The 13,324-nt window shown below is 40.8% G+C and carries 17 protein-coding genes; 16 read left to right on the top strand and 1 reads right to left on the bottom strand.

Features of this window, described 5'->3' with window-relative positions; genetic code table 11:
* The first annotated feature begins 34 nt into the window (after nt 1-34).
* From P9989_RS12130 to P9989_RS12120, 3 genes are all read left to right on the top strand, one after another.
* Nucleotides 35-475, top strand: coding sequence for a peptidylprolyl isomerase (locus tag P9989_RS12130; RefSeq protein ID WP_283075177.1), 441 nt, complete (start codon nt 35-37; stop codon nt 473-475).
* Between the two features lie 110 nt (nt 476-585).
* Entirely contained in the window at nt 586-771 is a 186-nt protein-coding gene (locus tag P9989_RS12125; protein WP_283075176.1) for a hypothetical protein, read from the top strand.
* A 245-nt stretch (nt 772-1,016) separates the two neighbouring features.
* On the top strand, nt 1,017-1,382 hold the full coding sequence (locus P9989_RS12120) for a GNAT family N-acetyltransferase (protein WP_283075175.1): 366 nt from the start codon (nt 1,017-1,019) through the stop codon (nt 1,380-1,382).
* Between the two features lie 45 nt (nt 1,383-1,427).
* On the opposite strand, the gene P9989_RS12115 is transcribed toward P9989_RS12120, so the two are convergent.
* Nucleotides 1,428-1,898, bottom strand: a complete 471-nt coding sequence (locus tag P9989_RS12115; protein WP_283075174.1) for a DUF309 domain-containing protein — start codon at nt 1,896-1,898, stop codon at nt 1,428-1,430.
* Nucleotides 1,899-2,053: 155 nt separating this feature from the next.
* Here P9989_RS12115 and P9989_RS12110 point away from each other — a divergent pair, with 155 nt between their 5' ends.
* The 13 genes from P9989_RS12110 to P9989_RS12050 all read left to right on the top strand — a co-directional run bounded on the left by P9989_RS12110 (nt 2,054) and on the right by P9989_RS12050 (nt 13,297).
* The gene (locus P9989_RS12110) at nt 2,054-2,803 is read left to right on the top strand and encodes a segregation/condensation protein A (protein WP_283075173.1); all 750 of its coding nucleotides are present in this window, start codon (nt 2,054-2,056) and stop codon (nt 2,801-2,803) included.
* Nucleotides 2,800-3,393, top strand: coding sequence for an SMC-Scp complex subunit ScpB (gene scpB, locus P9989_RS12105; protein WP_283075172.1), 594 nt, complete (start codon nt 2,800-2,802; stop codon nt 3,391-3,393). Before P9989_RS12110 ends, scpB begins: the two co-directional genes overlap by 4 nt.
* Nucleotides 3,394-3,534: a hypothetical protein gene (locus P9989_RS12100; protein ID WP_283075171.1), complete on the top strand. Its 141-nt coding sequence runs from the start codon at nt 3,394-3,396 to the stop codon at nt 3,532-3,534. It begins immediately after the preceding gene.
* Nucleotides 3,500-3,988, top strand: coding sequence for a DUF3907 family protein (locus P9989_RS12095; RefSeq protein ID WP_283075170.1), 489 nt, complete (start codon nt 3,500-3,502; stop codon nt 3,986-3,988). Before P9989_RS12100 ends, P9989_RS12095 begins: the two co-directional genes overlap by 35 nt.
* 200 nt (nt 3,989-4,188) lie before the next feature.
* Nucleotides 4,189-5,262 carry a D-alanyl-D-alanine carboxypeptidase family protein gene (locus tag P9989_RS12090; protein ID WP_283078902.1) on the top strand — a complete coding sequence of 358 codons (1,074 nt, stop codon included), beginning with the start codon at nt 4,189-4,191 and terminating at the stop codon, nt 5,260-5,262.
* Complete coding sequence (locus tag P9989_RS12085; RefSeq protein ID WP_283075169.1) at nt 5,250-5,843, top strand: nucleoside recognition domain-containing protein; 594 nt, start codon at nt 5,250-5,252, stop codon at nt 5,841-5,843. Before P9989_RS12090 ends, P9989_RS12085 begins: the two co-directional genes overlap by 13 nt.
* Entirely contained in the window at nt 5,840-6,352 is a 513-nt protein-coding gene (locus tag P9989_RS12080) for a spore maturation protein (protein WP_283075168.1), read from the top strand. The genes P9989_RS12085 and P9989_RS12080 overlap by 4 nt, the downstream gene beginning before the upstream one ends.
* A 145-nt stretch (nt 6,353-6,497) precedes the next feature.
* Nucleotides 6,498-7,226 carry a pseudouridine synthase gene (locus tag P9989_RS12075; RefSeq protein WP_283078901.1) on the top strand — a complete coding sequence of 243 codons (729 nt, stop codon included), beginning with the start codon at nt 6,498-6,500 and terminating at the stop codon, nt 7,224-7,226.
* Nucleotides 7,227-7,280: 54 nt separating this feature from the next.
* Nucleotides 7,281-7,835, top strand: coding sequence for a thiol-disulfide oxidoreductase ResA (gene resA, locus P9989_RS12070; RefSeq protein WP_283075167.1), 555 nt, complete (start codon nt 7,281-7,283; stop codon nt 7,833-7,835).
* Nucleotides 7,836-7,863: 28 nt separating this feature from the next.
* Nucleotides 7,864-9,489: a cytochrome c biogenesis protein ResB gene (gene resB, locus P9989_RS12065; RefSeq protein WP_283075166.1), complete on the top strand. Its 1,626-nt coding sequence runs from the start codon at nt 7,864-7,866 to the stop codon at nt 9,487-9,489.
* 32 nt (nt 9,490-9,521) lie between these two features.
* Entirely contained in the window at nt 9,522-10,703 is a 1,182-nt protein-coding gene (ccsB, locus tag P9989_RS12060; RefSeq protein ID WP_283075165.1) for a c-type cytochrome biogenesis protein CcsB, read from the top strand.
* A gap of 96 nt (nt 10,704-10,799) precedes the next feature.
* Nucleotides 10,800-11,516 carry a response regulator transcription factor gene (locus tag P9989_RS12055; protein WP_283075164.1) on the top strand — a complete coding sequence of 239 codons (717 nt, stop codon included), beginning with the start codon at nt 10,800-10,802 and terminating at the stop codon, nt 11,514-11,516.
* A complete protein-coding gene (locus P9989_RS12050; RefSeq protein ID WP_283075163.1) occupies nt 11,516-13,297 on the top strand; it encodes an ATP-binding protein in 1,782 nt (593 codons plus the stop codon). Before P9989_RS12055 ends, P9989_RS12050 begins: the two co-directional genes overlap by 1 nt.
* Nucleotides 13,298-13,324: the final 27 nt, after the last annotated feature.

Raw genomic sequence — 13,324 nt, 5'->3', positions numbered from 1 at the left:
TTATTTTACATAACAATTAAAGGAGATGTAGTTCATGAGTAAAAAAGGATACATTGTAATGGAAAATGGAGAAAAGATTGAGATGGATTTTTTTCCTAACGAAGCTCCTAACACAGTAGCTAATTTTGAAAAGTTAGCAAATGAAGGCTTTTATGATGGAGTAACATTCCACAGGGTAATTCCAGGATTTGTAAGTCAGGGAGGGGACCCTACAGGAACTGGTACAGGCGGAAGTGGTACTACAATTAAATGTGAGACAGAGGGCAACCCTCACAAACATGAGGCGGGGAGCTTATCAATGGCACATGCAGGTAAAGATACTGGCTCCAGTCAATTCTTTTTAGTACATGAGCCACAGCCTCACCTTAACGGAGTACACACAGTGTTTGGGAAAATCACATCAGGTTTAGAAACTGCCAGAGCTATGGAGAATGGGGATACCATGAAAGAAGTAAGAGTATTTGATGCCGAGTAAGATGGGTGTCGCATTTTTTGTATAATGCCGATCGTGTACGTCCTTGGGATGTAATGCATAGTGTAAGAGTGGAAGAAAAGTAATTTCTGTTAAGCTAGCAAGGGGTGCACATGCTTGAACTTCTAAGTTTACTAATGGGGGTGACCCTTCTTGACCTGCTTATTCACGAATTTGGTCATGTTGCTTTGATTTGTGGTGTGAAGCTGAGCGCTCTCGTAATCGGTAGCCATTTAGCTCTCGTTAGTATAATCCCGTTTCGATATAAGGACGTAAATCAGATAGGTATCGTATTTTGAAAGGGTTAAGGCAGTTAGCAGGTTGAATCTTTTTGAAAAATTTTGTATGCTAGTCTCTAGATCTTAACACTAGTAGTGGAGGAAACCTCATGCGAAAGAAAAACTGGATCCTATTTACAATTTTACTCCTACTCAGCCTGTTATGGGGATTCTATTACTGGTTTGTTATAGTAATGTAGCTGTAAAGATGAAGAGAATGTTTTGGAAGATATGAAAAGAGAATTTTTATAATCGAGGGGTTAAGTATGTTCATTCGATATAAAAAATCATTTGAAAAGATTGCTATGGGCCTTCTTTCGTTTATGCCTGAATGCAAGGATGTGAAGAAGCTTCAGGAAATTATCCGGGAATACGAAACCAATTCTGACTGGCAGCTATTCCTTTGGAAGGAAGAAGATATCCTTGGCGCTATAGGTGTGCGGTTTGAGGGGAATGAAGCGATCATTCAGCACGTTTCCGTCAATCCTTCCCACCGTAACCTGGGAATTGGCAAAAAGATGTACTCTCATGTATGTAAGCACTTTGAGAAACAGTATCTTGTTTGTTCTGATGAATATACGGAGTCTTTTCTTGATAAATGTGAGATGGAGAGTTCATCATCAAATGTATAGGTAAACGAAAAAGGGAGGTGTCTGCTTAGACACCTCCCTTTTTCGTTACGATGACCTTCGTCTTTTGTGTTTATCAATCAGATTAGAATCTGATAAATCACTCGGCGCCCCAAAGCTTACTCCCCAATCTGTACAGAGCAGTTTCACTGCTTCGATGAGGTGTGGATCAGATAAAGGAAGAGTTAGACTTGTATAATCTCTCTGGTCCTCTAATCTTTTCTTTTGATTCACGAGTTGCCTTTCCAGTGCTGCATAATCGATTCCAAGAGATTGTAACTGACAGTGGTTGGCTGTAAGCTTATGTAACGTTTTCCGAATTAATGTTAAAGCTCCTTTAGTATTGTTCCTTCTAAAATGATATTGACTGACAGCGAGTTGAATGAGACAAACCCAGACAGATTCCCTATTCTCCGGATCGGTCTCCTTCCAATAATCTTCTAAAACCTCGTGGCATTCAAAGTAGTCCCGGGTTCCATGAAAATGCGCTAAGTATTCAAGGTAGGCTTCCGGATACATTGTCATCTCTCCTTTACGTCATTGTACAAGCGGTATAGGAGAAATAACAAGGAGAAGCCGCTTTCTGAAAATCATATTAACGGGTGTCGAATTTTCTGGTAACATAATGATAGGAAAAAGTAAGTGCGAACGCTTCTATACAAAGGACGAATGATATGACAGAAAGTTACCATGTAAAGTTAGAAGGGTTTGAAGGCCCGCTTGATCTTTTGCTTCACTTAATTAATCGCTATGAAATCGATATTTATGATATACCGGTCTCAACCATTACAGAACAGTATATGAATTATGTTCATGCTATGCAGGAACTGGAATTAAATGTGGCGAGCGAGTATTTAGTGATGGCTGCTACACTTCTAGCCATCAAAAGTCAGATGCTGCTTCCTTCTATACCAGGAGATGAACTCGACGTTGAGGAGGAAGAAGAGGATCCTCGGGATGAATTAATCAACCGCCTTATTGAATATAAAAAATATAAGGAAGCTGCGGATGAACTTAAGAAAAAGGAGTTGGAGGCAAATAGAATATATACTAGACCTCAAATGGACTTAACAGAGTTCGGTGAGGAACAGGACGTTGTGGAGGGCGAAGCTTCTATCTATGATATGATTGCAGCGATGAGCCATCTTATGGAACGATCCAGGGGTGTTAAATCTGCAGACACAACGATAAAGAGAGATGAGGTTTCTATTCGAACGAGAATGGATGACATCTTACAGCAAATTGATCGATCCAATCAAGGTCAAGGACTACACTTCTCGCAATTATTTGTTGAGCGCTCTAAACCACATACTGTCGTTACCTTTATTGCGATTCTTGAACTGATGAAAAGCAAGGAAGTAAAATGTGTTCAACAAAATCACTTTGATGAGTTAATCGTATATAAAATGGAGGAAACATCATGAACGTGGAGGAACAGAAAGCACTTGTGGAGGGACTTCTTTTTGCTTCAGGAGAAGACGGTATCACTAAGAAGAAATTGGCTGAGCTACTGGAAGTATCGCAGTCTTCTTTGAAAACAATTGTAGAACAGCTAGTGATAGACTATCAGCAGGCTGATCGAGGAATTACATTGATGGACACGAATGGGACCCTCCACTTAACAACGAAACCAAAGCATGCTCCTTACTATAAGAAACTATTGGATACAACTACGTCTACTCGTTTATCTCAGGCGGCCCTCGAAACCTTGGCAATTATTGCCTACCGACAGCCTATTACACGTATTGAGATTGACGATTTGCGGGGAGTTAAAAGTGACCGGGCTGTGCAAACGTTATCTAACAGGGGGCTAATTGAGGAACAAGGGAGAAAAGAGGCAATTGGCAGACCTATTTTATTTGGAACAACGAGAGATTTTCTTACTTATTTTGGCTTATCTTCCATTGAAGAGCTGCCCCCTCTTCAGGAAATTGAACAAAGCCAAAATGTAGAGGAAGAAGCAGATTTATTTTTTGAAAATTTTAATCATGAAAATTCGGACGGTTCACTATAAATGTGGTATGATACAGTTGTTAAGAAACCAACTTTAGAATCAGGCCTTAAGTTTCATCTATCGATCAATAAGAAGCTGTTTTTAGCGACTAATCTAGGAGGCGACCATGAGGCAGCAAATGATCAAGGAACAGACTATTAAAGTCCAGGAGTTCTTGAGAGAAGTTGTATTCAAAGTAGACGATTATTTAGATACGCATTCGTTACATGAGTTTGAGCATGAACATGGCCATTACGATGAAGATTACTATAGACAGCTATTAAAATCTTTGAGGCGGCTTAATGTGTTATGCGACGAGGCAAAAGATAAAGTAGCTGTATTACTGAAGGGGAAGACCTTCCAAACATCGGCTGCAGAGCGAACACTGTATGGAATTTATCATCAGTGTATAGGCGAATTCTATTCCCCAAAGGGTGACACGTGGTTTGAAGATAGTCGTGCCTCTTACACGGGGAATAATTCGATTACATTTCAGTTTGCCCCACCTGCCTCACTTGTCGAATTATTTGCTTCTCTTGGTCATGTCTTTCAGGATATCCGCGAAGAACTAGATTGTTATGAGAATCATGATTGCATGCAAGCGGTCAAAAAATAAAATAAGGTCAATACTTTTAAAACCTGCCAGGCAGAATGGTCAGGTTTTTTTATTTATGAGCGAGCATGTATGAGAGTGCTGGAACTTTCCCTCGTTTATTACTTTTCTTCTCCACCTTTTCATAAGCTGGCAGGTGGCAGCATAAAGTTAAGCAAATGAATAGGTTAGGAGGAAGACCTCTCTTGGGAAAGTATATTCGTATGGTTATTATTACATTACTTGGTGCTGGCATACTATTTCCACAGGTAACAGATGCAGAAACGTCTATATCGGTTTCTGCTGAACATGCCGTTCTTTTAGATGCTAAATCTGGACGAGTTCTTTATGAAAAGAATGCTTACGAGTCGTCATTAATCGCAAGTACTACGAAAATTATGACCGCTATCATCGCAATCGAATCTGGTAAATTATCAGAAGAAGTAAAAGTAAGTGAGCGGGCAATCAGAACAGAAGGCTCATCTATTTATTTAACGAAAGGGGAAAAAATTCCGCTCATCGATCTCGTTTATGGGTTAATGCTGAGATCTGGAAACGATTCAGCTGTAGCTATTGCTGAACATGTGGGTGGCAGCGTAGAGGGATTTACGTATATGATGAATCAGAAGGCTAGATGGCTTGGTATGAACGACTCTCACTTCGAAAACCCACACGGACTCGATGGAGAGTCTCATTACTCCAGTGCCTACGACTTGGCCGTGCTCATGGCTTATGCGATGAAAAGTGAGACGTTCCGGGAAGTCACTGGAAGTGAAACGTACAAGTCTGACAATCGTTCGTACTCGTGGAAAAATAAAAACAAGCTGTTAACAAGACTTTATGACCCTACGACAGGCGGGAAAACCGGCTTTACTAAGAAAGCGGGCCGTACTCTTGTTACAAGTGCGGAAAAAGATGGGATGGAGCTGGTCGCGGTTACTTTAAATGCACCTGATGATTGGCAGGATCATCAACGCATGTACGAGTATGGCTTTGATCATTACGAAACGTACCAATTACAGGAAGAAGGGTTTGCAACGTCTGGCGGTGAAAGATATTATCTGCCACGAGACATCTTTTATCCGTTGACATCTGAGGAAAAGAAGCAGATTGATTCCGTCTTTTATCCTACCTTATCCACTGTAGATCCTCAGTTGGCGGGGGTCCGCCATTTTCAAATTGCTGATCAATCTTTGGTTCAAACTCCTGTATGGAGTGAACGGCCTTATGATTCATTTGTTGTGGAGTGGGCTGCTTACTTAAAACGCATCACGGGGGTGATACCGTGGTCAACTTGATCTGGGTGTTTCTTGCTGTTAGTGGAATCGCTTATGCCGCATTTGCCGGAACTATGGATAGAGTGAATGAAGCTATTTTTGCCACAATTGATGAAAGCGTCATGATTACACTGAGTCTGGCTGGAGTTCTTGTTTTTTGGTTAGGCTTAATGAAGATCGCTGAGGAGGCAGGTTTATTAACGGGTCTGGCTAAGCTATTTAAACCAATCGTCAAAAGGTTATTTCCTGATATTCCAGAAAACGATCCTGCACTTGGCTACATCTTATCAAATATGACAGCAAATATGTTCGGACTTGGAAATGCGGCTACTCCGATGGGACTTAAGGCCATGAAAGAGATGAAACGTTTATCAGGTTCTGAACGTGCCAGCCGTTCGATGATCACCTTTTTAGCTATTAATACCTCATCTCTGACCCTGATCCCTACCACTGTTATCGCTATTAGGATGAAATATGGATCGGTTGATCCTACAAGTATTATAGGGGCAACGATTCTGGCTACTATGATTTCGACACTTGCAGCTCTGATCATTGACCGTTATTTCTATTACCGTCGCAGAAAGACAGGACAAACTTTATGAGTATATGGCTAATTCCTGGAGTCATTCTAATTGTTCTGGTAACAGCCACGATAAAACGGGTACCTGCATACGAAGTATTCGTAGAAGGAAGTAAAGAAGGCATTCAAATTGCTATCTCATTACTTCCTTTTTTGTTAGGGATGATGGTTTCGATTGCCATTTTTCAAGCATCAGGGGCTATGGACGCAGCACTTGGCCTCATAAAACCATTGACCTCCCTGTTTGCAATTCCTGAACAGATTCTGCCACTAGCTTTAATAAGGCCTATTTCTGGGACGGCGGCGTTAAGCGTTACAACAGAGTTGATTCGTACCTTTGGACCCGATTCCTTTGTTGGCCAACTAGCTTCTGTGATGCAAGGGAGTACAGACACCACTCTTTATATTATTACGGTCTATTTTGGAGCGGTAGGGATAAGAAGGATGGGAGATGCACTGAAGGTTGGACTTCTTGCTGATTTAGCTGGTATAATAGCATCAATTGTCATCGTTATCATCCTGTTTGGATAAACAGGGTGATTCTTTTGTTTATTTGTAGCTGATGGATGTATAATAATGAAGGGTTGACGAGCCGCGCTGAACGAGAAAAGCGTGGCTTTCAAGTTGTTTAATGTGAAAAAATATAGACATGAAGGAGGACGGTCCTATGTCAAAGATGGAACGTCTGCAAAAAGTGATCGCACACGCAGGTGTAGCTTCACGCAGAAAAGCTGAGAAGATGATTACTGAGGGAAAAGTAACGGTAAATGGAAAAGTTGTCAAAGAGCTGGGCACCAAAGTAAGTCCTAATGATGATGTTGAGGTGGAAGGAGTCCCGCTTACAAAAGAGGCTCCCGTTTACTATTTGCTCTATAAACCAAGAGGTGTGATTTCGAGTGTAAAAGACGACAAGGGCAGGAAAGTCGTTACAGATTATTTACCAGATGTAGAAGAACGTATTTTCCCTATTGGAAGGCTTGACTTTGATACGTCAGGAATTCTGTTGTTAACGAATGATGGTGAATTCGCTAACTTATTGATGCATCCTAGCCATGAGGTAGATAAGGTATATATTGTTAAGACAAAGGGAATTCCTGAAGATGAACAGTTGAAACGATTTAAAAAGGGTGTCACGATTGAAGGGGAAACATTTAAAGCTGTTCATACGAAGGTTCTTTCGGCTGATGCAAAGAAAAATAGTGCGATTATCCAGGTAATTCTGCATGAAGGTAAGAACCGTCAAATAAGAAAAATGTTTGAAGGCCTAGGCTACCCTGTAGATAAGTTGAAACGTGAACGTTATGGTTCACTGACCCTCCAGGGCTTGAATGCGGGAGATTATCGCCCGCTAAAACCTCATGAAATAAAACAGCTTCGCCAAATGGCTGAAGAAAATGTTAAATAATCTTCAAATTTACCTTTGTCGATCGATGTTATAATAGTCATAGGAGTGAGTGCTATGAAGGAAAAGACTGTACAAAAAAAGAAAAAAAGATTAGTATTCAGAACCATTTTACTCGCTGTGATGGTTGGACTTGTAGTTTTCGCACTAATCTCTAATTTCAATAAAGATAAAGCAGTTGTGGCGGAAGGTGAACCTGCCCCTGATTTTCAATTAGAGAAATTTGGTTCAAACGGAGATACGATTGCCTTAAGTGATTTAGAAGGTAAAGGGGTCATGCTTAACTTCTGGGCCACTTATTGTGAACCATGTAAAAAAGAGATGCCTTACATGGAAAAGCTTTACTCCGAATACAAGAAAAAGGGTGTAGAAATACTTGCGGTTAATTTAGATTCTACAAACCTTGTAGTAGAACAATTCCTGGATCGTTATGGGATTTCTTTTCCCATTTTACAAGATGAGAATGGACAAGTTATGAATCGATATAATGTGGGGCCGATCCCATCTACATTCTTCATCAGTCCAGAGGGGAAAGTTGTGAAACATGTTGTGGGACCGCTTACTTTAGAAAAACTAGATGGTTATCTGCAGCAAATCACTCCTGAGGCATAGAGTCTATTTGAAATTGTGAGGTTTTACTATGAATAACATTACATGCGAATGTGGTCACGTGAATCCGGAGGGAACGGTACTATGTGAGTCTTGTGGGAAACCGATTCAAGGCAACCAGCACATAGATGGCAACGACGATCAAGCGCTGCTTAACATGCGTTACGATGGAAGTGCCAGGCGTTCGCAGACGTATAATCGAACGTTTATCGATAAAATTTGGAATTTCTTTTCTTCCGTGAAAGTCGGTGTAACGCTCATCGTTCTTACGTTGGTGGCTTCAGCAGTCGGCACGATCTTTCCACAAGAAATGTACATACCACCAAATGTCGATGCTGCCACGCATTATGAAGATCAATATGGATTAGCTGGTCAAATTTACTATCAACTAGGGTTTCATAATCTATTCAGTTCTTGGTGGTACATGCTGTTACTAGCCATGATCGGTATCTCTATTGTCATAGCCAGTATCGATCGATTTGTACCACTTTACAAAACGCTTAGAACTCAAAAGCCTAAGCGTCACGACCTATTTATGAAGAAACAAAGAATTTTTGGTAAGACGGAAGCGAGTTCCGTAGATTTTGAACAAGTGAAGAAAAACTTGAAAAAAAGCCGTTTTAAAGTGACGGAACAAGATGGACATATCCTGGCAGAGAAAAATCGTTTCGCCAGATGGGGTCCTTACGTGAACCATATTGGATTAATTATTTTTTTACTTGGTACGCTATTAAGATTTATTCCCGCTCTGTATGTGGATGATTTCGTCTGGGTAAGAGAAGGGGAAACAGCAGTAATAAACGGCACAGAAGGTCAATACTACATTAAGAACAAAGAGTTTATACTAGAAACATATGATGAAGATGATGAAAGATTCCAGGAAGCTCTTCAAAATGAAGCAGGAGTAGTACCGAAAACATATCAAACGAATGCTGTGGTTTATAAACGTACAGATCCGATCGTCGTCGGTGGCGATCCTGAGTTGGAGAAAATAAAAGAAGACCAGATCAAAGTGAATCATCCAATCAAGTTTGGTGGATTTGCGCTCTACCAGGCGAGCTATCAGTTAAATGAATTCAAAGAGATGACATTTAAGATTCACGATAAAAACAATGAAGATACCTCTTATGGCCAGTTTACTGTAGATCTATCAGAGCCAAAGTCTGAATATCAACTGGATAGCGGTTATCGTGTGGTTCTTGATTCATACTATCCAGAGTATGAGCTTAAAGATGGAAAACCTGTATCTGTATCTAAGTACCCGAAAAATCCAGCGTTCGTATTTAATGTTTATCCACCTGGTGAATCAGAACCAGAGATAAGTTTCGTAGGGATCGGCGCTAATGTCGATGCAACCGGGGAAAATGATTATAAAATTGGCCTGATTAATTTTGATGTTCGCGATGTCACCGGGTTGACTGTCCGGAAAGATTATACACTCCCATTCATTGCGTTAGGGGGAGCTATTTTCATGATGGGTGTAATTCAGGGGATGTACTGGAATCATCGCCGAATATGGATTAAACCAAAGGAAAATGGTGTGTGGATTGCCGGGCATACGAACAAAAACTGGTTTGCATTACGCCGGGAAATTGACAAAGTCATAAGTGAAACAGGAATAGAATCTCCAGAAGATCAACAGGAAATGAAGAGCTAGTCTCAAATGCAGGTGATTAAGGAGGGCGCACAATGGATTTTAGTACAGTTAGTAGTAACTTGCTATACGCCGCGTTTATTATTTATCTAGTCGCTACGTTTTTCTTCGGGGGAACGATTCGTGACAAGAAGAGGAAAAAGGCTGGGATTGCCGGTAAAATAGGAATTACCTTAACGATTATAGGCTTTCTCACACAAATTGGTTATTTTATTACAAGATGGATAGCGAGTGGACATGCTCCTGTTAGTAATTTATTCGAATTTACAACTTTTTTTGGAATGATGCTGGTACTGGCGTTTATTGTCATGTATTTCATTTATCGTATTAATGTGCTTGGGCTGTTTGCACTGCCCATAGCATTGCTGATCATTGCGTTTGCGAGTATGTTTCCTAGTGAAATATCACCGCTCGTACCATCATTGCAATCGCATTGGCTGTACATCCATGTGACAACTGCCTCGCTGGGGCAAGCGGTTCTATCCGTAAGTTTTGTGGCTGGATTGATCTTTTTAATTCGTCAGATTGATCAGGGTCAAAAGTCTAAACATACGTTTTGGCTTGAGTTTGTCATTTACATGCTGGCTACAGCGTTAGCCTTTATCATTATTTCTTCATCGTTCAATGCGATGAATTATCAAGTAACATTTGAAGCACCCATCCAGGAACAGCCAACAGAAGTTACGTATAAGATGCCGGCTATTGCAGGTCCAACTGATGGAAAGCTTATTACAGAGGGCATGTCCCCGCTGTTTGAAGTTCCGCAGTGGATGCGCGGACAGGATGCTGCTATTAAATTTAACACGATGATCTGGTCATTCCTTGGAGGACTTGTTCTTTATTGGCTCGCTCGTTTAATTTTAAGAAAACGGATTGGGGCAGCCATTCAGCCTCTACTGAGAAAAGCTAACCCGGAACTTGTCGATGAAATATCTTATCGTGCCGTGGCCATTGGTTTTCCGATTTTTACACTCGGAGCTCTTATTTTTGCCATGATCTGGGCCCAACAAGCCTGGGATCGTTTTTGGGGGTGGGACCCTAAAGAGGTGTGGGCCCTCATTACTTTCTTTTTCTATGCTGCCTACTTACACCTCAGACTATCTAGAGGATGGCAAGGTACGAAGTCAGCCTGGCTTGCAGTTGGTGGTTTTGCCATCATCATGTTTAACCTGCTTGCAGTAAACTTAATCATATCCGGGCTGCATTCTTACGCATAACTTAGAATTGAGGCAGGAAGGGTTTGTACACCCCTCCTGTCTTTTAATATAATTGTTATAAATAGCTCGCTTTAGGAAATGAGGAGTGTATTAAAAATGGATTACGAAGCAAAAATTTTAGTTGTTGATGATGAGGAAAGAATTCGAAGGTTAATTCGTATGTACTTAGAACGCGAAGATTATATAATCGATGAAGCTGAAGAAGGAAATGAAGCCTTAAGAAAAGCAGTGCAAGAAGATTATGATGTCATATTGCTAGATCTTATGATGCCGGGTATGGATGGGATAGAAGTATGTAAAGAACTGCGTGAGAAGAAGGCTACACCAGTTATTATGCTGACTGCTAAAGGTGAAGAGTCTAACCGTGTTCAGGGTTTTGAGGTAGGAACGGATGATTATATTGTGAAGCCATTCAGTCCGAGAGAGGTAGTTTTGCGGGTGAAAGCTCTTCTGAGACGTGCTTCGTCGACGAAATTTCTCGAGACAGATACAGCAGCTCGAAATGTGCTGGTATTTCCTCATATGACCATCGATAATGATGCCCATAGAGTTACCGCAGACAATAAAGAGGTGGCGTTAACACCTAAAGAATATGAACTCTTGAACTACATGGCCCAAAAACCAGATAAAGTATTTGATCGAGAGCAATTGTTAAAAGAGGTATGGCAGTATGAATTTTTTGGAGACTTACGTACCGTTGATACACATGTGAAACGTCTTCGTGAAAAGTTGAGTAAAGTTTCAACAGATGCAGCTGGAATGATTGTCACAGTCTGGGGTGTGGGTTATAAATTTGAGGTAAGTGGCGAGTAATGTTCTGGCGCAGCGTAGTCGGGAAATTATGGTTTACGATTTTATTACTCGTATGCTTCGTCTTAGTCATACTCACTGTTTTACTTCTTGAGTTCTTTGAAAATTATCATGTATTAGACGCTGAGCGCGAATTGTTACAAACCGCTTCAAAAGTATCAGAAGTCGTAGAAGAGTATGAAGATAAAGAATTAATTCAATCGATGGCTCAACTCATTAAGAATCCCTCCAGCCAGGTTTTTGTAACCTATGATTCGGCTGAATTTATTTCCTCTGGCAGTGATTCCAGCGATTTGCCTGAAGTAGGTTATGATTGGTTTATGAGTGACCCTGAACTTTCTTCAGTCATTGAGGAAGACGAAGATGTGATGAAAGTGGCGGGCTTTACTCAGTCAGAATTGGAGATTATGGTTGTGGGTACGCCGCTTCCAGATGGGGAAGGCGCAGTATTCGTTTACCAGTCGCTCGATACCATCCAAAAGACATCTGATCAAACAACTAAAATTGTCTTTCTAGGTGCTGGAATCGCTATTATTTTAACTACAATTTTCGCTTTTTTCTTATCGACAAGAATCACCGCTCCATTAATTAAGATGCGAGAGGGTGCTCTGGAACTGGCAAGAGGAGAATTCAATACGAAAATTCCGATTTTAACACATGATGAAATCGGAGAATTAGCCATGGCCTTTAATCGTATGGGGCGGGAACTTAAATTTCACATCAATGCACTTAATCAGGAAAAAGAACAATTGTCAGGTATTTTACGTTCCATGGCTGATGGGGTGTTGACGATTAACAGACAAGGAGAAATCTTAGTCTCTAACCCCCCTGCTGATCAATTTTATCAGTCTTGGAGATATGAAAATGAGATGGACGAAACCTCTCATGAGAAACGGAAAGTACCTCAGCCCATGCGAAAACTATTTGATGAGGTTATTGAGAGCGAACAAGAAGTGATGACTGAAATTACTGTGCAAGGACGGACATGGGTCATGTTAATGACACCTCTTTATGATCGTACGTATATAAGAGGAGCTGTAGCGGTACTTCGGGATATGACAGAAGAGAGGCGATTGGATAAACTTAGAAAAGACTTTATCGCAAACGTATCACATGAACTAAGAACTCCGATTTCCATGTTACAAGGATACAGTGAAGCGATTGTAGATGATGTTGCAGAAACGAAAGAAGATAAAAACGAGCTGGCTAAGATTATTCACGATGAATCTCTTCGTATCAGCAGGTTAGTGAATGAATTGCTCGACCTCGCTCGAATGGAAGCAGGACATATGATGCTTTATATGGACTCAGTCGAAGTAAGGCCATTTCTTGAAAAAATTATTCGTAAGTTTCAAGGTTTGGCAAATGAACGGAATATCAATCTCCAGCTTCATTTAAACGAGGCTCCGAGAACTATTCATATCGATGCAGACCGAATCGAACAAGTTTTAACGAATTTAATAGACAATGCGATTCGGCATACAAATGAGCACGGATCAGTGGATGTAATAGCTGAACGAAACTCTGAGCAATGGGGCGTGAAAGTCACAGATTCTGGATTGGGAATACCTGAGGAAGATCTTCCTTTTGTGTTTGAAAGGTTTTATAAAGCAGATAAATCCAGAAAAAGAGAAACAAGCAAGAAAGGTACGGGATTGGGACTCGCTATTGCCAAGAACATCATTGAGGCTCATAAAGGATCAATTCATGTTCATAGTAGAGTGAATGAAGGAACAACCTTCACTTTTACTCTGCCAATAGACGGGGAGCAGAATGATAAATAGCTTGAAAGTACCTTTTCCGTACGGTAA

Source organism: Halobacillus naozhouensis, from assembly GCF_029714185.1.
Taxonomy (GTDB): domain Bacteria; phylum Bacillota; class Bacilli; order Bacillales; family Halobacillaceae; genus Halobacillus_A; species Halobacillus_A naozhouensis.
Note: the sequence above shows the minus strand (reverse complement) of the source record. Positions and strands in the feature narration are given on the sequence as shown.